Annotated in this window: 17 protein-coding genes and 2 tRNA genes; 7 read left to right on the top strand and 12 right to left on the bottom strand. The window is 42.5% G+C overall.

The genetic code is table 11. The annotated features are described in order from the left end of the window. Positions 1 to 14: 14 nt before the first annotated feature. Both A0125_RS00490 and A0125_RS00485 read right to left on the bottom strand, forming a co-directional pair. The gene (locus tag A0125_RS00490) at positions 15 to 533 is read right to left on the bottom strand and encodes an OmpA family protein (RefSeq protein WP_231863061.1); all 519 of its coding nucleotides are present in this window, start codon (positions 531 to 533) and stop codon (positions 15 to 17) included. Positions 534 to 573: 40 nt separating this feature from the next. Next, positions 574 to 2,766, bottom strand: a complete 2,193-nt coding sequence (locus A0125_RS00485; protein ID WP_066750460.1) for a glucoamylase family protein — start codon at positions 2,764 to 2,766, stop codon at positions 574 to 576. Positions 2,767 to 2,976: 210 nt separating this feature from the next. Here A0125_RS00485 and A0125_RS00480 point away from each other — a divergent pair. The 4 genes from A0125_RS00480 (at position 2,977) to A0125_RS00465 (ending at position 4,171) form a co-directional block, all read left to right on the top strand. Further along, positions 2,977 to 3,049 (top strand) — tRNA-Gly (locus A0125_RS00480). 8 nt (positions 3,050 to 3,057) lie between these two features. Further along, positions 3,058 to 3,142 (top strand) — tRNA-Leu (locus A0125_RS00475). A 218-nt stretch (positions 3,143 to 3,360) separates the two neighbouring features. After that, positions 3,361 to 3,750: a DUF1398 domain-containing protein gene (locus A0125_RS00470; RefSeq protein ID WP_066750457.1), complete on the top strand. Its 390-nt coding sequence runs from the start codon at positions 3,361 to 3,363 to the stop codon at positions 3,748 to 3,750. A gap of 16 nt (positions 3,751 to 3,766) precedes the next feature. Further along, positions 3,767 to 4,171 carry an NUDIX hydrolase gene (locus tag A0125_RS00465; RefSeq protein ID WP_066750455.1) on the top strand — a complete coding sequence of 135 codons (405 nt, stop codon included), beginning with the start codon at positions 3,767 to 3,769 and terminating at the stop codon, positions 4,169 to 4,171. Between the two features lie 40 nt (positions 4,172 to 4,211). Here A0125_RS00465 and A0125_RS00460 read toward each other — a convergent pair whose 3' ends face one another. The 5 genes from A0125_RS00460 to A0125_RS00445 form a co-directional block, all read right to left on the bottom strand. After that, complete coding sequence (locus A0125_RS00460; RefSeq protein ID WP_231863060.1) at positions 4,212 to 4,904, bottom strand: SMUG2 DNA glycosylase family protein; 693 nt, start codon at positions 4,902 to 4,904, stop codon at positions 4,212 to 4,214. 508 nt (positions 4,905 to 5,412) lie between these two features. After that, complete coding sequence (locus A0125_RS00455; protein ID WP_197464709.1) at positions 5,413 to 7,203, bottom strand: glutaminase domain-containing protein; 1,791 nt, start codon at positions 7,201 to 7,203, stop codon at positions 5,413 to 5,415. 50 nt (positions 7,204 to 7,253) lie between these two features. Then, entirely contained in the window at positions 7,254 to 7,886 is a 633-nt protein-coding gene (locus tag A0125_RS15695) for a DUF4964 domain-containing protein (protein WP_197464708.1), read from the bottom strand. Positions 7,887 to 7,953: 67 nt separating this feature from the next. Next, positions 7,954 to 9,039, bottom strand: a complete 1,086-nt coding sequence (locus tag A0125_RS00450) for a family 43 glycosylhydrolase (RefSeq protein ID WP_082784826.1) — start codon at positions 9,037 to 9,039, stop codon at positions 7,954 to 7,956. Positions 9,040 to 9,403: 364 nt separating this feature from the next. Next, a complete protein-coding gene (locus tag A0125_RS00445) occupies positions 9,404 to 10,204 on the bottom strand; it encodes a class I SAM-dependent methyltransferase (RefSeq protein ID WP_066750452.1) in 801 nt (266 codons plus the stop codon). 132 nt (positions 10,205 to 10,336) lie between these two features. Between A0125_RS00445 and A0125_RS00440 the strand changes: the two genes are divergently transcribed. Further along, positions 10,337 to 11,968: an ABC-F family ATP-binding cassette domain-containing protein gene (locus A0125_RS00440; protein ID WP_066750449.1), complete on the top strand. Its 1,632-nt coding sequence runs from the start codon at positions 10,337 to 10,339 to the stop codon at positions 11,966 to 11,968. 154 nt (positions 11,969 to 12,122) lie between these two features. Continuing rightward, positions 12,123 to 15,320: a S41 family peptidase gene (locus tag A0125_RS00435; protein ID WP_066752585.1), complete on the top strand. Its 3,198-nt coding sequence runs from the start codon at positions 12,123 to 12,125 to the stop codon at positions 15,318 to 15,320. Between the two features lie 92 nt (positions 15,321 to 15,412). On the opposite strand, the gene A0125_RS00430 is transcribed toward A0125_RS00435, so the two are convergent. Then, a complete protein-coding gene (locus A0125_RS00430) occupies positions 15,413 to 16,456 on the bottom strand; it encodes a ferredoxin--NADP reductase (protein ID WP_066750447.1) in 1,044 nt (347 codons plus the stop codon). Positions 16,457 to 16,657: 201 nt separating this feature from the next. Here A0125_RS00430 and murI point away from each other — a divergent pair, with 201 nt between their 5' ends. Next, positions 16,658 to 17,482 (top strand): glutamate racemase, encoded by an 825-nt coding sequence (gene murI / locus A0125_RS00425; RefSeq protein ID WP_197464779.1) that lies wholly within the window; start codon positions 16,658 to 16,660, stop codon positions 17,480 to 17,482. On the opposite strand, the gene A0125_RS00420 is transcribed toward murI, so the two are convergent. From A0125_RS00420 to A0125_RS00410, 4 genes are read right to left on the bottom strand one after another with little or no spacing between them, the layout of a single operon-like run. After that, the gene (locus A0125_RS00420) at positions 17,479 to 17,901 is read right to left on the bottom strand and encodes a Dabb family protein (protein ID WP_066750443.1); all 423 of its coding nucleotides are present in this window, start codon (positions 17,899 to 17,901) and stop codon (positions 17,479 to 17,481) included. The two genes, murI and A0125_RS00420, sit on opposite strands and share 4 nt — an antisense overlap. A 29-nt stretch (positions 17,902 to 17,930) precedes the next feature. Then, positions 17,931 to 18,098, bottom strand: a complete 168-nt coding sequence (locus A0125_RS16280) for a SufE family protein (RefSeq protein WP_262507254.1) — start codon at positions 18,096 to 18,098, stop codon at positions 17,931 to 17,933. 50 nt (positions 18,099 to 18,148) lie between these two features. Then, a complete protein-coding gene (locus tag A0125_RS16275; RefSeq protein ID WP_262507253.1) occupies positions 18,149 to 18,349 on the bottom strand; it encodes a SufE family protein in 201 nt (66 codons plus the stop codon). Positions 18,350 to 18,358: 9 nt separating this feature from the next. Next, positions 18,359 to 19,582 carry an aminotransferase class V-fold PLP-dependent enzyme gene (locus tag A0125_RS00410; RefSeq protein WP_066750440.1) on the bottom strand — a complete coding sequence of 408 codons (1,224 nt, stop codon included), beginning with the start codon at positions 19,580 to 19,582 and terminating at the stop codon, positions 18,359 to 18,361. Positions 19,583 to 19,735 lie beyond the last annotated feature (153 nt).

Below are 19,735 nucleotides of genomic sequence, written 5' to 3'. Positions count from 1 at the left end.
TGGCAGACAGCCTTTTAGTCGAGGATCACGATCTCGACTCTTCTATTTTTCTGACGACCTTCTGGCGTTTTATTATCTCCAACTGGCGATGTTTGCCCATGGCCTTTTGTACTAACGCGAGAGCCATACACACCGGCTGATTCCAAGTACGCTTTTACTGAGGCTGCACGCTTCTCGGAAAGCCATTGATTATAGCCAGCTTCACCCGTAGAATCGGTATGGCCATCTACACGAATTTTTTTATTGCGATCGGCATTTAATAAATCAGATAATTTATCTAATTCTGCCTTTGCTGCATTCGTTAGGTAGGAAGAATTGCTAGGAAACAATAGATCGGAAGATAAGGTAAATTTAATGCCTTCTTTTGTACGTGAAGCGTCTTTAAATTCTCCTTTAACATTGTTGAGACCATCATCAGTGCCATCTTTGGAAATAACTGCTCCTGGGTTTACCATGATATTCTTGGACTTACAAGAATAGAAAGACAGTGCTGCTGCGATGCCAACAGTGAGAAGATTGATCCTTTTTATCATGACTGGTAACGTTTATTCGTTTTTTGTAAATATAGCAAATCTAATTCAAACTGCTTTGGACAAATATCTTTTCTTGTACAGCCTTGATTTCGGGCACTTCTTTGTAGAGCTTCCAGATCAGTCCGGTACGTGCATTCTCAATCATGATGGCTACCGAAGCTTGGTTTAGCGATAAATATTCGTCTGATACATCATGATTTTTTAAGTCTATCCAGGCACGGAATCCATATTCGGTGAGTAAAATTTCACCATACTCATTATAGAGGGACAACAGGGCTTGTAATCCTTTATCAAAGTCTACTGCCACGGATGATACGCTGATGGCTGGATTGATATGTGAATTGGCTTTTGGATCTATTTCTGACTGATAACCCCATAATGCTGTATTGCGCGCACCGCGCCCTGCTTCATTATCTCTTCTTTTCACGTAATTAGTATAGCGTTTCAATATGTCGGCAAATGCAAAATCCTTGGTGTTTGCAATGGTCGGATCTATGGTTAGAAATGGTGTGTACATCGACAGCAGATTGCGCTGTGTAAGTTCACCAAATGGTACGCGCACACCATACATAACCGTATCTCGCAATATGTTTTGTCGCTGCAAAGCCTGATCAAGATCACTCATATCCGATTCTAGAGTAGCGTTGAGCTGTTGCTGATTTTGTACTAAATACTCAGCTTCCAACTCATCCAAACTATCAGTAAACAACGTGTTTGAGGTCTGGTAATCGTATGGCAGATTGTTGATAAAACCATCAGGCGAAATACCGCTTTTGGTAGATGCCGCAGCTAATATATAGGTATTCATACTTTCATTGAATCCGCCCAAAGGCTTGATCTCTGTAAGTTCTTCCAATACGCCAACATCTGCTCTGAGCACATCTTCTGTATCGGCCATTACTAGTGCGGGCCAGTTGATGTTTTCCCACAGTTTATTAATCTTACCTCGTATATAAACTTCATCTTCTCCCTCACCACTAAGATATTGTCGCACGATCAACAACGATTGCAAGATGGTCGTGGTGGAGGGCACGCTATAATTTGGACGCGCATCCATATAAATGGGCTCTTTCTTTCTGCCATCGTAGAAAGATGCAAACACGCCATGCCGCTCCGGAACTGCTTCCAAAAAATCAACGACTCGTTTTACGCGATGAGTAAATGTATTTTTGGATACGTACCCTCGCTCTACGCCAACGATTAATGCTAATAGCGCCAGTCCAGTTTCATTCGTCGAAACTACCGCTCTACCCTGTTGACGAAATGGAGTATGCATACCACTATTGATATCATAATTATCAACGAAATAGTTGACGTGCGAGCGTTGAATTAGATCAAACACTTGTTGATCAGCTAGTTTTACCGGTTTTACTTCTTGAATAGCTGAGTATGGCGATTCTTTGTAATCGTAATCTACCCAAGCAATTTTATAATAATAAGTCTTGTCCAAAGCAGGCACATAATCCAAACCTCCCTGCATGCTGATCGGGCGGATAGCGACCGGTTCGAAGATTTTTTTATCTTCCGAACGATAAATCTTGACGTACCGTATGCTCGGCGTCAATGGTAATTGCCATTGCAAATGGATGTTCTTATCATATGGTGTTACTTTAGACAGCACCGCTGGCGATGTAAGTCGTACTTTGGAATAATTTGCCGGTAAAAACTCAACTTGATCAACATACATATGATGTGAGCCTCCGCCTTGCTGATGTAATACGACTGCTTTGATAGCGCTTTCGACATCGACTCCCCTAATTTTAGATATTGGAATACGTACATCTAACCAAGTATTGACATTATAATCTTCAATAAAATTTGCAAGATTGACACGTTCACTATCGTTATCTTTCTGCCGTATCGACAGAGACGGCAGTTGCTTACTTGTCGTTTTGTCCGAATGCACGTACAATTTCAACACTAACATGTCTTTATGAGATATTCGATAATGATATTTTTGACGACTGTACTTGATAGCGGCCTCCCAATAACCGCCTTCAGCACTTTCGTATCGCAACGAAAGGGAGTTGCCTGGTGTGAAAAAAATGCTATCGGAAACGGGTAAATGCTTATCAACATTCTCGATCCAACTTCCTCCTTCACAACGAATTTCGCTTTTGGCGTAAACACCTTTTATAAGACTATTATCAAAAATCACTTCTGGATAGGTGTCTGCCTGCGCCTTGATCCCTATCAAAAATCCTATCGTTATAAGTAGATGTACTATTTTCATACGTTCGATTTAATCCATTATTCTGTGACATCCTTTACAAAAATCAAACCAGTAAATATTGTATAGCGATAGCGTCAGTACTATAGCCCGGTAGTACTTCACGAATAAAAATAATTGGCGCATTATTAGGCGATTAGTCCGTATAAGTCGCCTTAGAAGCACAAAAAATTTTTGCATATGCTTTTTCTACCTATATTTGCAACACCATTAGCGAAAGTAGCTCAGTTGGTAGAGCACGACCTTGCCAAGGTCGGGGTCGCGAGTTCGAATCTCGTCTTTCGCTCATAGCTTGCCTAGGTGGTGAAACTGGTAGACACGCAGGACTTAAAATCCTGTTCCTGTTAAAGGAGTGCGGGTTCGATTCCCGCCCTAGGTACAAAAGCCTTTATATCAATGCGATATAAAGGCTTTTTTTATTTCCAAATCACACTACGGAACTGAACCTTTAGAGCCTTTTATGATGAGTTCTACTCCACTTTTTCAATTGGTGGCCTTACGTAAAATTTATAATTTCAGATCTTTTTATTAAACACGAATACCTAAATTTAAAATACATCATTGTTGATAAAGTAAATACTTAAAAAGAGGAAAACTATGTTTACAGCAGAGCAATTACAGACAGCGCATAGCAAGGTAAAATCTGGCGCAGATTTCCCAGCTTATATGCAAGCTATTAAAAAGTTGGGGGTTACGCATTACGAAGCATATGTTAGTGATGGCCGTGTTGACTATCATGGGAAAGACGATTATACGGTTCAAACACCTGCGCATTACGCTCCTATCGTTATAGCGGATCAGGCAAATATCGCCGTATTTCAGGCACAACTATTAGCCCATCAGCAAGGTAAAACAGATTATACGACTTTCTTGCACATGTGCGCAGAAAACGGCATAGAAAAATGGAAAATACATGTCGAAAATATGACTTGCACCTATTATGATCTGGCGCAAAACGAAGTACTAACCGAAAAAATTCCGCACTAAAAATCGGACTGCAAGCATGGCTAATACATTTATTGACAAAGTTGCTTGGATCTGTATTGCAGACAAACGGGTGCTGAGCACTCGATCTAAAAATAGAACAGTATACTATTTTCCGGGAGGAAAAAGAGAACAACAGGAGTCTGACGTGCGATGCTTAGAACGCGAAGTAAAAGAAGAGCTGAATGTAGATATTATCCGCTCATCAATTCGTTTCCTTGATGTGTTTGAGGCACAAGCAGATCAAAGCAAGGCCGGTGTAGTGGTTCGCATGCGATGTTACTTTGCAGATTTTGAAGGTTCGCTTCGCCCTTCTAATGAAGTTGAATGCTTTGAATGGCTACAGCACCGTGATAAATACAAAACTTCTGCTGTCGATCAAGTGATTATGGATCATTTAAAGGCGATGGGCAGCATCGACTGAGGTGAAATTTGATGAGATCTTCTACATTATATACTTGATACTACTTACTTAAAGCAATTAAATATTTGTCGATATAAAGTTGTTTTTCGCGCGATTTGTATTGCTGAATAAAGCGCGGATGATCCACCGTGATCAACCGATCAAAAAGATTTGCCTCTTGATTGAGCTTCTGGATAAATTTTGCATTCTTTTTACCTAGTATTATTACTTCGGAAGTATCTAACCCCAAACTAATATGCTTCTGAAGTGACCTAATCATGAAACCTTTCACCATATCGAAAAGCTGCTTATCATCATAATAGTTGGCATTAACCCACTTCCCATTTTGAAAGCGAATAAGCGCTAATGGAAACGGCGAGTTGATATAGTATTTTCGATAAAAAGTGTCGGGACCGCCATACGCTGCGATTACATCGTACATAAAAACCGATGAAATCTCGTGCGTGTGTGCCGATTTCATCGGTATTCTACAAATACTTTCTAATCGCTTAGTATCCGTAAAAGGAACACCCGTGACCCCAGCGCCATGGCGACTGGGGTTTATGCCGATGAGAAATTTGCGCTGTTCTTGGTCGCTATAATACTTCTCATAAAATTGCCGCATTACTTCCATCGTTTCGGGATTGTCTAGGTATGGGTTGAGCACTCCAAATCCTTCAGGAAGCTCGCCATCATAGACAAGTTGCTTATTAAAATCAATTACTCTTTCTGCAAAAGTTGTGATTACTGCCATAAGGTTTTTCGCTATAAATGCTATCGTCAATCAGTATCCTTAACTAAGTAAATAGGATTAATGTTTTTGGTAGCACGTGTCCAAATCGCTTCACTTTTGTTCAAGCGAAAACGTTATCGTGCTGATATTGAGACGATTTAACTATTTATTGAGACAGATTGTAAATTTTATCATCGGTACAATAGTCAATTTTGACTTCATAAATAATGTCTAACCAACATATAAACTTAAAAAATAGTAAAGCGTATTGCCTAACAGGATTATTCAAGAACATAGCTTAATCCAATTTTATGCATTTGTAACATCAAAACAGCTATAGGAAATGGGTCATAACCAATTCAACTAACTCGGTTGTCATCCATTACACTAAACAACAGCCCGGACTTGCCATGGCAAGAACGTTTAAGAACGTATTTGTCAATTAGGCATCCACACCACCTATCTAATAGCAATAAAAGCGGCTCCAATGAGCCGCTTTTATTATTGTCGGAAATACGTGTTATGCTAATTACTGCTTAGCGATCTTTTCTTCCAACATTTTGATAAAATATCCGCCTACTACAGACCGAGCCTTGAAACCTCTGCGCACCGGTTTATCCGTAAATACCCAATCCGACATCGGTGTACGCGTCGTACAGTTATTCATAAAGTGATGCACTGGTTTTACGAATTGCTCGAAAGTAGCTTTGTCGTTGGCCATGGTGGCCGTCCAACAGATCCAATCTGTTTTCGTATACGTTTCTCGGTTATCGAGCGGAAGACCATATTCGTTTTGCTTTGTTAGGTAATAGGCGATTTCTGTATCAATGATGTCCTTGTCGAAAAAGCCCATATCAAACAGTTTATCCCACACCATATTGTATTTTTGGCTCCATGTACCCGATTTATCAAAGGTCAAGCGGTAATGATCACCATCATTGGCCATATTTTTCCATTTGGCGGCCATGTCTTTCGCAATCGCTTCATACTTCGCGGCCACATCTTTCTTGCCCAACATGCCGGCCAATTTTGCATAAGAACCAATCCCTACAATTGCTTTAATGGATAGATTCGCATTATGTGCAAAATGTCCTGCAAAATCATCGGTACATAGTTGATTATCGGGGTCCAAACCATTTTCTACCAGATAATCAGTCCATGTGGTCAATACATCCCAATGTTTTTCAGCGTACTTAGCATGTTGCTCCATACGCGCTATGGCATACGTCAGGATTAGCATATTGCCCGATTCTTCAATAGGCATATCGCCACCATAGGTCTGTCCATTGGCCAATGGATACGTGCCGATATCATGAGCAGCAAAAGGTTTTGTCCATTTTCCACTTTCACTATAAGCAAATATGAAATTTAACAATGCTTTGGCCAGTTCAGGATTGTAATACAAATACAGTGGCGCAGAGGGATACGTGACATCCACGGTACCAATCGATCCATTGCTATCATTTTCTTTCGATAATAGCATCAAATCGCCATTCGGCGCTTCCACCAATTTGTGTGCGGCTATCGATTGGCGATAAGCCAGTGCACATAATTCCGCATATTCCTTACCACCTGTAGCCGTGTATTGACGCATAAAATCCGCATCAAAGGCATCCGCTCGCTTGCGTAACATCTTATATTGTTGATCTGCTTTAGCAAATACCGCTTCGATGGTATTTTTTCCATCCACATTCCAATAACCGCGCAAGTTTTCGCCAAAATATTGAATAGAATATACATCATCATAGCCCACCATGATATGATCGTTGTGCGTTCCGTTTACACGAAATGATTTTGTGTATGCTATATTTTGATGTCCATCGGATCCAACTCCGCTCACCGCAGCAATATCATTGCCTGCGGCAAATGCTTTGCGCAAGGACTGACTACCACCAGTACCTACGCTACCATTTTGGTCACTTCCTGCGAGATAAAAATAGCCCCAATCTATATTAATATGATCTCCGCTACGTTGCAAAATTGGCTGTTGGGCACTACCTGTTTTGGCAAATAATAGATTTCCTTGTTTACTGGTCGACGAAGTTGACGCTTGCGAAGGCACATTTAAAGCCCAATTAGGCGCCGCTTCTAGATAAATCGACATCTCGCGAGGTTGATCGCTCTTGATCTCGTACGAGATATAGTTTACTGGACGCGCAACTAGATTTAAATCATCCAGAAATAAAGGCGCCGTAAACGTAATTTTAAGATCCACATCGCCACATCGAAAGGTATAATGCGTTTGCATCGCTTGTACATCGACCGAGATCTGTTGTGCGGTTTTCTCAAATGATCGCGGCGTATCTTTCTCGACTACCACACCTACATCAAAGAAACCATTCCCGCCGGTATTGTGACAGTACCCTGCGATTAGGTGCTCGCCTTTGGTAGCTTTGCTGTTTGTTCGGGAGATAATTTAACACGTTTATTTTTGCCAGTTGCAGGTCCGCTGTTCACCACCTCTACCCCATTCAGATAAAGTACCACATCATCATCATGCGAGTACTCGAGATAAACTGTTTTACCTGTCAGATCCTGATCTAATGTGAATGGGCGGCGCACCCATATTTTCTCTTCATTCCATGCTGTTTTAGAAGCTTTCTCACTGTCGGGCGTTCCAAAAGCTCCTTTTCCCGTCTGCCAGCCATTCGCATTGTATTTTGGAGAAAACCAATCACCGGCAGGTTTTTTCGTTGTGTATTTCCCTTCCCAAGCCGTATCTTCTCCCATGGACAGCAAAGCATATACCTCCACTTCTTCCGTTCCCATAAATCGGTATGTGTCATCGCCCACTTTTAGTACGCCTAACAAAGGAAATGGACGCTCTGTCCAGTGCTTCATGGTGGATCCGTACAATTCATCGGTGTACGACCAAGCACTGGTATTAGGATCGATCGTGATTAATGGATACGCCGGAGCCCGCAAATCACTTTTAGTAGATTGTGCCGTAGCAGACAAGGTGAGCGCGACCATCACCACGCCCGTCAGAAATTGTTTTATCATAGTATTTAAACATTTCGAGAAGCATCAAACTAATTGATTAGCAGATCTATCCCTGGATTACAATAGGTTATTTTTTGAAATAAGGTGCGGCTTGCGGCGCAAAGCTAGCGGTATCCCCAGCTACAGTCGGCCAATCGTCCTGCCAACGAATCGGGTCCAACATCAGCACGCGTCTTGATGTACCACTTTCCACGCGATCATTTTGCGTATCGATACCATGGTACAGCATCCAATCTTGATCTTTATCATCGGAGATGATACGCGAATTGTGACCTGTACCGACAAATCTAGAATTACCTTTGAGTAATAAGGTACCATTGCCGCGCTCGGCGATATCCTTTCCATTTTTATCGAGATAAGGACCTTGCAGCGTACGCGAACGACCGACTAACACGCGGTACGTACTTTTCCTGCCCTCGCAACAACTGCCTTTCGATCCAATGAAGTAGTAATAATCTTTTCTTTTGTGGATAATGACCGCTTCAAAATCGCCCGCTGCAACTTTAAATTTTTGCGCATTCGGAGCGATTGCTAAACCATCGTCTGTCAGTTCAATGCCAAAATTACCTTGCGTTGGCGCGTCGCTGAAGCTGCCCCAAAACAAATACTTTTTTCCCTTATCTTCGTAGTAAAAGGGATCAATGGAGTTGGGCACATCGATGCTTTTACTGTCAAATACTTTTCCCTGATCAGTAAATGGCCCTTCGGGTGATTGACCGATCGCCAACCCAATACCGGGATTGGCATCACCCCATGTCGAATAAGCATAATACAAATGATATTGGTCTTTAACATTCACAACATCCGGAGCCCAGATTCCACCTTTCGATTTCCAAGTTGGTTTTTCGCGCAGCGCATTTCCAATCAAATTCCAATGTACCAAATCGGTCGACTTTAAGATTGGTACCAACCGACTTCCGTGTCCATCACCCCAATTATCCTGTGTACCGTAGGCATAGAACTCTCCGCTATCCGAATCGCGATAAACAGATGGATCTGCCAAGATCGGTTCGAAAACTGGATTGGCATAAGTTAGTAGGGAATCGGCAGATTGAATAGCGTTGGAATCGTTAAGCGTAGAATTAGCGAAACCAAATAACAACAAAGCCCCCGTTGCAATGGGGAAAGAAATTTTAGAAAACTTCAAAAACATCTGTACAAGAATTAGTTCAATTTACAATGGTTACAATGCCGACACAGGTAGCATATCGGCATTGTGGATTAGTTGTAGACAATAATCTATAACGAATTTAGACATTAATGCTTGTAGCAATCTATCAATTTAGTTCATAAACTATCCAAATTGTATCATAAAAGGTTTTAGCAATTGAACATACAGCCAAAAAAGACAGCAAATCCAGAGTGATTAGCGGCGCAAAATCTTCTTGCGAAATACGACGTACGCATGCCAGGTAGTACATAAGACGAAGATGCCGTGCAGTACGTGAAGAATTATTAAGCCATTCATAATGATCATTTTTTCAAATTTTCTGCATCAATATAGGTGCCAATATTGATTATATCTTACTAGCTACCAACGCATACAACATCGGAATCTTATTATCCAGATGTTTGATCCGAAACTTGCCGGGTTCAAATTCTACTGTATGACTAAAACAATCGTAAGGCGAGTAATCATATTCTTCAAAATGAGTTAGCTGCATGCCATTGGCTAATAAACTTCCCATCACCTCGCCCAAATCATGATTCCACATCACATAATCCTGATTAATAGCCGCCTCTTTGTCCGCGTAAGTACCATTTTCATTTTCCATGATAGCACCCGCATTGAAATAGTTGTACTCTACCTTTGTAAAGTCTTCATCAAACATCCATACAACAGGATGAAATTCTACAAAAACCAGTTTGCCACCAGGTTTGAGGTAACGTCGAATAATTTTGGCCCAGCGATCCAGATCAGGCAACCAGCCAATCACACCATAGCTGGTAAATACAATATCATACTGCTCATCCAAATGTGCTGGTAAATCATACACATCGCTGCAAATGAATTTTGCAGAAGAATTGGTTTGCCGAGCAATATCTATCGCGCTATCGATTGCTTTATTAGATAGATCAACACCAGTCACCGCTGCGCCCAAGCGGCTCAAGGAAATAGAATCTTGTCCAAAATGACATTGCAGATGCAGGATGGATTTGCCACGCACATCACCCAACAATTGAAGTTCAATATCTTTCAAAGAACTTTTGCCCTCTAAAAAGCCGGGCATATCATAAAAAGATGATTTGATGTGCGCATCCGTTCTATTGTTCCACGATGCCCGATTAATCGCCAAATAATCGTCTTGTGCTTTCATATTATTCAGGTTGTATAGTCAAATATAGATAATTCAATTAGGTACGCGTTAATTCTGCATCGATTAGCCGCTGCAAAACTTTAGCAGACGACAAAATCCTTTATCTTTGCAAACATTTCAACAGCAAATAACGTGATCAGTATCAACAATATTTCGGTATCCTTTGGCGGCACCACCCTCTTTAGCGACGTATCTTTCTCCATCAATGAAAATGACAAAATTGCCCTTATGGGTAAGAACGGCGCTGGCAAATCCACCTTATTAAAAATCATAGCCGGAGCAGGAAAGCCGAGTACAGGCAATATTTCAGCGCCAAAAGAAGCCGTCATCGCATATTTACCACAGCATCTTCTAACCCAAGATAATGTGAGCGTGTTTGAGGAAACTTCGAAGGCCTTTGACGAAGTATATCAGATGCAAGCGAAATTAGAAGAGCTAAACGAACAGCTCACGGTACGTACAGATTACGAAAGTGATTCGTACATGGAGCTCATCGAGCAAGTTTCGGAGTTGAGCGAACGCTTTTATTCGTTGGAAGAAACCAATTACGATGCCGAAGTAGAAAAGGTATTGAAAGGTTTAGGCTTTGATCGGACAGATTTCACACGACCGACCTCCGAATTTTCGGGAGGATGGCGTATGCGGATTGAGCTAGCCAAAATTCTATTAAAAAAACCTGATCTAATTTTGCTCGATGAACCTACTAACCATATGGATATTGAAAGTATACAATGGTTGGAAGATTTCTTGATTAATTCTGCGAAAGCGGTCGTAGTGATCTCGCACGACCGGGCCTTTGTCGATAACATTACCAACCGTACCATTGAGGTAACAATGGGCCGTATATATGATTACAAAGCCACGTACAGTCACTATCTAGAACTACGTAAAGAACGTCGCCAACATCAGCTCAAAGCCTACGAAGAGCAGCAACGATTCATTGCCGACAATCAGGAGTTTATTGACCGCTTTAGAGGTACATACTCGAAAACATTGCAAGTGCAATCGCGTGTCAAAATGTTAGAAAAACTGGAAGTTATCGAAGTAGATGAAGTGGACACATCGGCGCTACGACTAAAATTTCCACCTGCCCCGCGCTCGGGCAAATACCCGGTCATGGTCGAAGAATTAACCAAACGATACGGCGATCACACGGTGTTTGAGAAAGCATCGATGGTGATCGAGCAGGGCGAAAAAGTGGCTTTCGTCGGCAAAAACGGAGAAGGAAAATCGACTATGATCAAAGCGATCATGGGCGAGATTGATTTCGATGGCGAGCTTAAGGTCGGGCATAACGTGAAGATTGGCTACTTCGCGCAGAATCAGGCAGCATTGCTCGATCAGGAAATGACCGTTTTTGAAACCATCGATCAGATTGCCGTGGGTGATGTGCGCGTAAAAATAAAGGATTTATTAGGAGCCTTTATGTTTAGCGGCGATGATACAACAAAGAAGGTGAAAGTTCTTTCTGGTGGTGAAAAAACCCGGTTGGCCATGATCAAGCTGTTGCTTGAGCCGGTAAATGTATTGATTTTGGATGAGCCAACTAACCATCTTGATATGAAAACCAAAGACATTATCAAAGATGCTTTACAAGATTTTGATGGCACACTAATCCTCGTCTCTCACGATCGTGACTTCTTGGATGGCTTGGCTCAAAAAGTGTTTGAATTTGGCAACAAACGAGTCCGCGAACATTTCGAAGATATCAAAGGATTCTTGGAGTATAAAAAAATGACCAGCCTAAAAGAGATCGAAAAATAGGTACGCATGTACGACTAGCACATACCATGATATTGCCCGTTGGACAGCAACATACTATAATACTGTGACAAAGCATATCTAACGGAAAAATGTATTTTTGCATATAACAATTTATTAACTATATCACCTATAGTCTATGCTCAAATACTTTTCTATGCGAAAGATGTTGGTTACAGCCATTCTTTGGCTTCCTGCCGCACTTTCTGCACAAGAAGCCTTGTGGCTTCGCTATCCAACTATTTCGCCCGATGGCAGATCCATTGTTTTTGGATATCAAGGCAATATTTATAAAGTTGCTGCGACCGGCGGAGATGCAACGCCACTTACTGTTGGCGAATCGCATAGCATGATGCCAATCTGGAGTCGTGATGGTCAATCGATTGCTTTCGCCAACAATCGCCATGGCAACTTCGATGTCTTTGTGATGCCGGCAAATGGTGGGCAAGCCACACGCCTAACGTACAACAGCGCCGACGATTATCCATACGATTTTACGACAGATAATAGTGCAGTTTATTTCGGTAGTGCACGTCAAGCTCCCGCAGCCAGCGTACGTTTTCCGAGCATGCGTTTGTTCCAGAATGTGTATCAAGTTCCTGTCACAGGTGGCCGTGCCCAATTGATCTCTGCTGCCGGAATGGATCACGCCAAACTAAGCCCGAATGGCAAGCAATTGGTTTTCCAAGATCGTAAAGGATATGAAGATGCCTGGCGCAAGCACCATACCTCGTCGGTAACGCGCGATATCTGGATATACGATTTAGAAAAAAAGAATTATTTGGCACTAACCAATGAGGAGATTGAGCACCGTGAACCCGTATTTGCACAAGATGGCCAATCGGTATTTTTCCTTTCGGAGAAAGATGGCACGCTCAACGTATATCGAAAAGAATTGCAAGGCGCCGCCACCGCTATGCAACTAACAAAGTTTACCAAAAATCCGGTGCGTCACCTGAGTATTTCGCAAAACAACACCTTAGCTTTCACGCAAGATGGCGCTATTTATACTCTTACGACCGATGGTACGCCAACGAGATTGAGCATTCGCATCAATACCGATTCTGGTCTACCAGATGTGAAAAATCTCCCATTGAGTGGCGATACAAGAGAATTTAAATTGAGTCCAGATGGTAAGCAGATTGCTTATATCACCCGAGGCGAATTGTTTGTCACTAGTGTAGAAGGTGATTTCACTAAACGAATTACCGAAACGGCCGGGCAGGAACGTATGCTCGACTGGGCACCCGACAGCAAAACACTCATCTACGCGGCAGAAAGAGATAGCACAGGCTGGGGAATCTATAAGACAGAAATTGCTACCGCAAATGAATCATATTTCTTCAACGCCAGCTTATTGAAAGAATCTCCAGTACTGGTTAACAGCCACAACAATTTTGCACCAAAATATTCGCCGGATGGCAAATCCATTGCCTTCATCGAAGACCGCAACATCTTAAAAGTGATGCCTACGGCCGGTGGAAAAGCAATTACATTGCTTCCCGAAGGACGCAATCACTCCTATGCCGATGGCGATTGGGGATTTGAGTGGAGTCCAGATAGCCGCTGGTTATTCGTAGACGATCAACGTGGCTTCTTTTTGAGTGGCAATACCGCTTTGGTGAAAGCAGATGGTAGCGGCGAATTGCGTCATCCTATCCTAAGTGGTTTTGGTGATGGTGGAGCCAAATGGTCGCAAGACGGCAAAATCATGACTTGGGAAAGCAGTCGCTATGGCCGCAAATCCTTGGCTTATCAAGGTAGTCGGGAAGTGGATGTATTCGCGGCCTTTTTTGATCAGGAAGCTTATGATCGCTTTCAGCTGAATAAGGATGAATTCAAATTGTTGGAAGAAAGAGAGAAACAGGACTCGACGAAGAAAAAAACAGCAGCACCAGAATTCGTCCCGAACATCGAAAACCTCCGCGACAGAACGGTACGCCTTACGATCAACAGTTCATCGATCAGCGATTACGTGATGAACAAAGATCTTAGCAAGCTATTCTATTTGGCAGCCTTCGAAAAAGGCTACGATCTTTGGGTCACCGAACCGCGCACACGTGAAACAAAGATCTTGGCCAAATTGGGCGGATCACCGAGCGGATTAGAAATTAGCAAAGACGGCAAAAGCTTGTTCATGACTAACCGCGGTAGCTTGGTAAAAGTAGATGCCGAAAGCGGCAAGGTTACCCCGATCAGCAGCAAAAGTGAAATCAGCCTTGATGCTGCGGCAGAGCGGGAATACATCTTTCACCATGCTTGGTTACAAGTGGAAAAGAAATTCTATGATCCAAAGCTGCATGGCATCGATTGGAAAGGTTATAAAAACACCTACGCTCGTTTCTTACCCCATATCAACAACAATTACGATTTTCAAGAATTGTTGAGCGAATTGTTGGGCGAATTGAATGCCTCGCATACAGGTGGTCGCTACTCTCCGCGCCCAACTAATCCGGACATCACGCCGAGCTTAGGTTTGTTGTACGATGAGCTGTATAGCGGCGATGGATTGCGCGTAGCAGAGGTACTTCAAAGCGGTCCGCTAAATAAAGCGAATAGCAAAATTGACAAAGGTAGTACGATCACAGAGATTGATGGCAAACCATTGAATGCTAATGAAGATTGGGCAAAATTGCTGAATCGGAAAGCTGGACAATATGTTCATATCAGTGGAAAAACAGCTGGCGGAAATGCTTTCTCGGAAACCGTAAAACCTATCTCGCAAGGCGAAGAAAACAGCTTGATGTACAAACGTTGGGTAAAAAGTAGAAAAGAATACGTAAACAAAATAAGTAACGGGCAGATCGGATACGTACATATTGAAGGTATGAACGACGGTAGCTTCCGCGAATTGTACGAGCGTGCCATGGGCGAAAATGCCGATAAAAAAGCATTGGTAGTTGATACGCGCTTTAATGGTGGTGGTTGGTTGCACGATGATCTCAACACATTTTTAAGTGGAAAGCAGTATCTTCAATTTGCTCCGCAAGGCAACATTGTAAAAGGTGGTGAACCGGCTTCTCGTTGGAACAAACCTTCTATCGTGGTGATGAGCGAAGGTAATTATAGCGATGCACACATTTTCCCGTACATCTACAAACAGAATGGTTTGGGTAAATTGGTCGGTATGCCAGTACCAGGAACTGGGACAGCCGTTTGGTGGGAAACGCAAATCGATCCGACCATCGTATTCGGTATCCCAATGATCGGAACAATCGGGAAAGAAGGCCGCACAACAGAAAATATGCAAGTAGAGCCAGATATTCGTGTACCGCTTCCTTATGAAGCATTCTTAAATGGCGAAGATCCGCAGCTGAAAACTGCTGTGGAAGAAATGCTTAAAGAAGTTAAATAACCTTTTTGGTTAACTTTAAAGCTACAAAAGCCCCGACCAAAGTTGGGCTTTTGTAGTTAACTATTTTACGAGCTTGGTATTTTTCGAATCGTCTATAATACCTCCACGACCACGCCATCTTCAATAGGATGTGAAGTACAGATCAAACAACGACCGTTTTCTACTTCTCGATCGGTCAGTACTTCATTGTACGTCATGCGCACCGAGCCAGCTTGTACCTGGGATATACAGGTACTACACATACCCGATTTGCAGGAATACGGTAGCTTGATTTTTTGTTCAAGTCCAACGTCCAATATGGTTTTATTGTACGGAATCGCCAGGTTATATCTTTCACCTTGAAACTTCAATACCACTTGATAGGTATTCTTATCGACTTCTTCCTCTTCATGCTCATCGTCGTCTGCTTCTTCTTCTGGGAAGAAAAAGGTTTCTTTATGAATATCTTCGTCCGGAAACCCCATGCCCAACAGGGTAAAACGACAAAGATCCATGTAAAATACGGGGCCGCACAGGAAAATTGTAGTTTGCTTTGCCGGCTCACTCAATTGTTGGACCAAGCGAATAATATATTCTCGATTCAGCCGCGCAGTCATCAAATTCTTAGAATTCGAAAAAATCCATTCTACGTGTAGGCGGTCCGGATATTTGGCCTGCCACTCGCGTAGTTCTTGCAAGAAAAGCGTTTTTTCGGGCGAACTGTTGCTGTACACCAACACCACCTTCGTGTCTGGCTCAGCCACCAATGCGGTTTTCAAAATAGAAAAAAGCGGCGTAACGCCTACTCCTGCCGCGAACAAGAAAAGCGTTTTGGGTATATCTGCTTGCGGCGTGTAAGCTAATAAACCTTGTGCGGGCATTACCTCAATTATATCGCCTACCGAAGTGCGGTGATGCAATAATCTTGAAATTTCACCATTATCCACTCGCTTCACCGTGATGGCAATAGGTTCATCCACAACTGGCGAGCTACTGAAGGAATACGAACGTCGAACTTGTCGTCCATTAAAATCAAATACCAGCGTCAGAAATTGCCCTGCCAAGTAAGGTGGAAAATCCCTATTGACGTCATCGAAATTTATCGTGATATTATCGTTGGGCTGCCGGATGATTTGTGCGATTTGAAATTTATGCATGTAGTGCTTCGAGTCGTTATAGAGTATGTGTACAAATTTAAGGTATAATTATCTAAATACCTGACAGCAGAAAGCTAGCAAAAGAAGATTAGAAACCATACATAGGGCGCAGAAGCGCTTTCAATAAACGCGATTTGTAAGTTCAGAAATTCCAATGAGCAAACTAGTGGATTTCGAGAATTATGTGTAACTATGCAAAAGATGAATCAGGGACCTATTGGAATTTTTGACTCTGGATTTGGCGGATTAACTGTCTTTAAATCCATTTGTGAGCGTTTGCCGCAATATGATTATATCTATTTGGGTGACAATGCGCGTGTGCCTTATGGCAACCGATCTTTTGAGACCGTGTACCAATACACGAAGGAGTGTGTGTTCAAGCTCTTTGAAATGGGCTGTCCAATCGTCATTGTGGCTTGCAACACCGCGTCGGCCAAAGCATTGCGCAGCATTCAGCAAAATGATCTTCCGCCCGGCAAAAAAGTGCTCGGTGTCATTCGTCCGACCACGGAGATCATCGACCAATATACGCAGACAGGTCATGTCGGTATTTTAGCGACACAAGGAACGGTACGGTCAGAATCTTACAAAATCGAAATTCAGCGCTTTCATCCGCAAATTGTGGTACATCAGCACGCTTGTCCGGTATGGGTTCCATTGGTGGAAAACAATGATTTGGATAGTGAAGGAACGCATTTCTTCGTGAAAGAGGATGTTGAGGCTTTATTAAGCCAGTCGCCCAAGATCGACACCATCTTGTTGGCCTGCACGCATTATCCTTTATTGCTCCCTACGATCAAAGCGCACACACCAAAACATATCAAACTGGTTCCTCAAGGTGATTTAGTGGCCGATAGCCTCGTAAATTATCTGGAAAGGCATCCCGAAGTTGAGTCGCAATGCCAACGCGGCAGTACCTATACTTTTTATACCACAGATGATGCGGCGGACTTTGGAGAAAAAGCCAAATTATTCTTTGGACAAGAAGTAATCGCCTTTCATACCATCGTAGATGCCGTCGATTAAACGATCGAATCGCGCACCTCGACCCGGGTCCAATACTTCGAGAATTTTTCGGCAGCAGCTAAATGATCGGGATGTTTTTCGTAGATATTGACTTCGTCCATAGAAGGAAATACGGCTATCCAGTGATAAGAAAACGAATTATCGACCACTTCACGAGGCGTAGTGGGAGCTGGCGTAGCTACACGGCAGGCAGTAAAGCCTGGAACTTTCTTTAACGCTTCAAAAAATTGTGGAAATTCTTCTTTTTCCTGATCCGTAAGATCGGTACGCAACCAGAAATATACCGAATGTACGATCGTACCTTCGCCCCACTCTACCGAACCTTCAGAAGATTTTTCTGCTGGAGAACCACAAGCGGCTAATACTGCGCCCGTCAATACAGTGGCGCTGACGCCTTTTAAAAAAGATTTTCTTTCCATAATTAGTAGATGCTTTCTCGAATGTACTATTATTTCATCTGTAATGCAACAGCATATAGCTTCATTTGCTTTACCATGGCCAGCAAACCATTAGCTCTTGTCGGAGAAAGATGATCTTTCAGCCCGATTTGATCGATGAAATATAAATCGGCATCCGCAATCTCTTTTGGTGTATGCCCCGACAGCACTTTTACCATTAAGCTTACCAAACCTTTAGTGATAATGGCATCACTATCAGCGGCAAAATCTACTTTGCTTGATCATTCATGTCGGGATGCAGCCAAACTTTGGATTGGCAACCTTTGATGATGTAATCTTCGGTCTTATATTTTTCGTCGATAAGCGGAAGCTCCTTGCCGAGCTGGATGATGTATTCGTATTTTTCCATCCAATCTTCATAGAAAGCAAAGTCTTCTATCAATTCATCTTGTTTTTCGTTGATCGTCATGTTGTAATCTTATCGTAACATATTTGCGGCGCGTGTCACACCTTTCACTAATGCATCGACATCCTCTTTGCTATTGTAAAGAGCAAAGCTGGCGCGAATGGTACCCGGAATACCGTAAAAATCCATAATCGGTTGTGCACAGTGATGTCCAGTACGCACGGCAATACCCATTTTGTCTAATAACACGCCCACATCATAAGGATGCGTTCCATCAATTAAGAAAGAAACCACAGAACTTTTTGCCTTGGCAGTACCAATAAATCGCATGCCTTCTATCTTGCTTAATTCGGCAGTAGCGTATTCCACCAATTCTTCCTCATGCGCTCGAATAGCATCAAGACCGATTTCGCTAATGTAATCAATTGCGTGCGCCAGGCAGATTCCAGCTTCGATATTCGGTGTACCCGCTTCGAATTTAAACGGCAATTCGTTGTAGGTTGTTTTTTCGAGCGTCACCTCTTTGATCATGTCGCCACCACCTTGATATGGAGGCATGGCATTCAACAAATCTTCTCTGCCGTACAATACGCCTACGCCCGTTGGTCCATACATTTTGTGTCCAGAAAAAACCAAGAAATCTACATCCAAATCCTGTACATCAATGGCAATATGCTGAATGGCTTGCGCAGCGTCAACAAGTACGACAGCGCCATAACGATGCGCTTCAACAATCATTTCCTTTACTGGATTAATGGTTCCCAGCGCGTTGGACACGTAGTTAAATGTTACTAATTTGGTGCGCTCGCTCAATAATTCATGGTATGCATCCAGATCCAGTTCTCCATTTTCCAACATCGGAATCACTTTGAGGACCGCTTTTTTCTCTTCGCACAGCATTTGCCAAGGCACAATGTTGGAATGATGTTCCATCGCCGTAATGATGATTTCATCGCCCTCGTTTACAAATGCTTTACCATAACAGTTCGACACCATATTGATGCTTTCGGTGGTGCCTTTAGTGATGATGATTTCATAATCATGTGCCGCATGAATGAATGCTTGTACTTTTCTACGCGTTACTTCAAATGCATCTGTGGATATCTGACTTAGATGATGTACTCCACGATGTACATTGCTATTCATGTTCGAATAGTAATCGGTAATCGCTTGGATTACTTGTTTTGGCTTTTGGGTAGTCGCGCCGTTATCCAAATACACCAAAGGTTTATTATGCACCTGTGTACTTAGTATCGGAAAATCTGCACGAATTGTATCTATATGAAATGGTTTCAACTGTTCCTCTCTTTCTAATCTCTAACAAAGTTACGATATCTACTCAGAAATCTCCGCCCAACTGCTCCCGTTTTATCGAAAGCATGACGATTCTATGAGATAACAATCCGATTTATTGGCCTTTATAAACTCAACATGTAGTGAGCACGCATT

Source organism: Sphingobacterium populi (genome assembly GCF_001586775.1).
Taxonomy (GTDB): domain Bacteria; phylum Bacteroidota; class Bacteroidia; order Sphingobacteriales; family Sphingobacteriaceae; genus Sphingobacterium; species Sphingobacterium populi.
This window is presented reverse-complemented; position numbering and strand designations above follow the sequence as displayed.

Bases quoted from the DNA above. Each gene is read 5' to 3' on its own strand.
- A0125_RS00450 (WP_082784826.1), bottom strand. From the start codon at position 9,039: ATGTTTTTGAAGTTTTCTAAAATTTCTTTCCCCATTGCAACGGGGGCT.
- A0125_RS00430 (WP_066750447.1), bottom strand. From the start codon at position 16,456: ATGCATAAATTTCAAATCGCACAAATCATCCGGCAGCCCAACGATAAT.
- A0125_RS00445 (WP_066750452.1), bottom strand. From the start codon at position 10,204: ATGAAAGCACAAGACGATTATTTGGCGATTAATCGGGCATCGTGGAAC.
- A0125_RS00470 (WP_066750457.1), top strand. From the start codon at position 3,361: ATGTTTACAGCAGAGCAATTACAGACAGCGCATAGCAAGGTAAAATCT.
- A0125_RS00465 (WP_066750455.1), top strand. From the start codon at position 3,767: ATGGCTAATACATTTATTGACAAAGTTGCTTGGATCTGTATTGCAGAC.
- A0125_RS16280 (WP_262507254.1), bottom strand. From the start codon at position 18,098: ATGGTAAAAGTGCTGTCGGGGCATACACCAAAAGAGATTGCGGATGCC.
- murI (WP_197464779.1), top strand. From the start codon at position 16,658: ATGAATCAGGGACCTATTGGAATTTTTGACTCTGGATTTGGCGGATTA.
- A0125_RS16275 (WP_262507253.1), bottom strand. From the start codon at position 18,349: ATGACGATCAACGAAAAACAAGATGAATTGATAGAAGACTTTGCTTTC.
- A0125_RS00420 (WP_066750443.1), bottom strand. From the start codon at position 17,901: ATGGAAAGAAAATCTTTTTTAAAAGGCGTCAGCGCCACTGTATTGACG.
- A0125_RS00460 (WP_231863060.1), bottom strand. From the start codon at position 4,904: ATGGCAGTAATCACAACTTTTGCAGAAAGAGTAATTGATTTTAATAAG.
- A0125_RS00435 (WP_066752585.1), top strand. From the start codon at position 12,123: ATGCGAAAGATGTTGGTTACAGCCATTCTTTGGCTTCCTGCCGCACTT.
- A0125_RS00485 (WP_066750460.1), bottom strand. From the start codon at position 2,766: ATGAAAATAGTACATCTACTTATAACGATAGGATTTTTGATAGGGATC.
- A0125_RS00490 (WP_231863061.1), bottom strand. From the start codon at position 533: ATGATAAAAAGGATCAATCTTCTCACTGTTGGCATCGCAGCAGCACTG.
- A0125_RS15695 (WP_197464708.1), bottom strand. From the start codon at position 7,886: ATGATAAAACAATTTCTGACGGGCGTGGTGATGGTCGCGCTCACCTTG.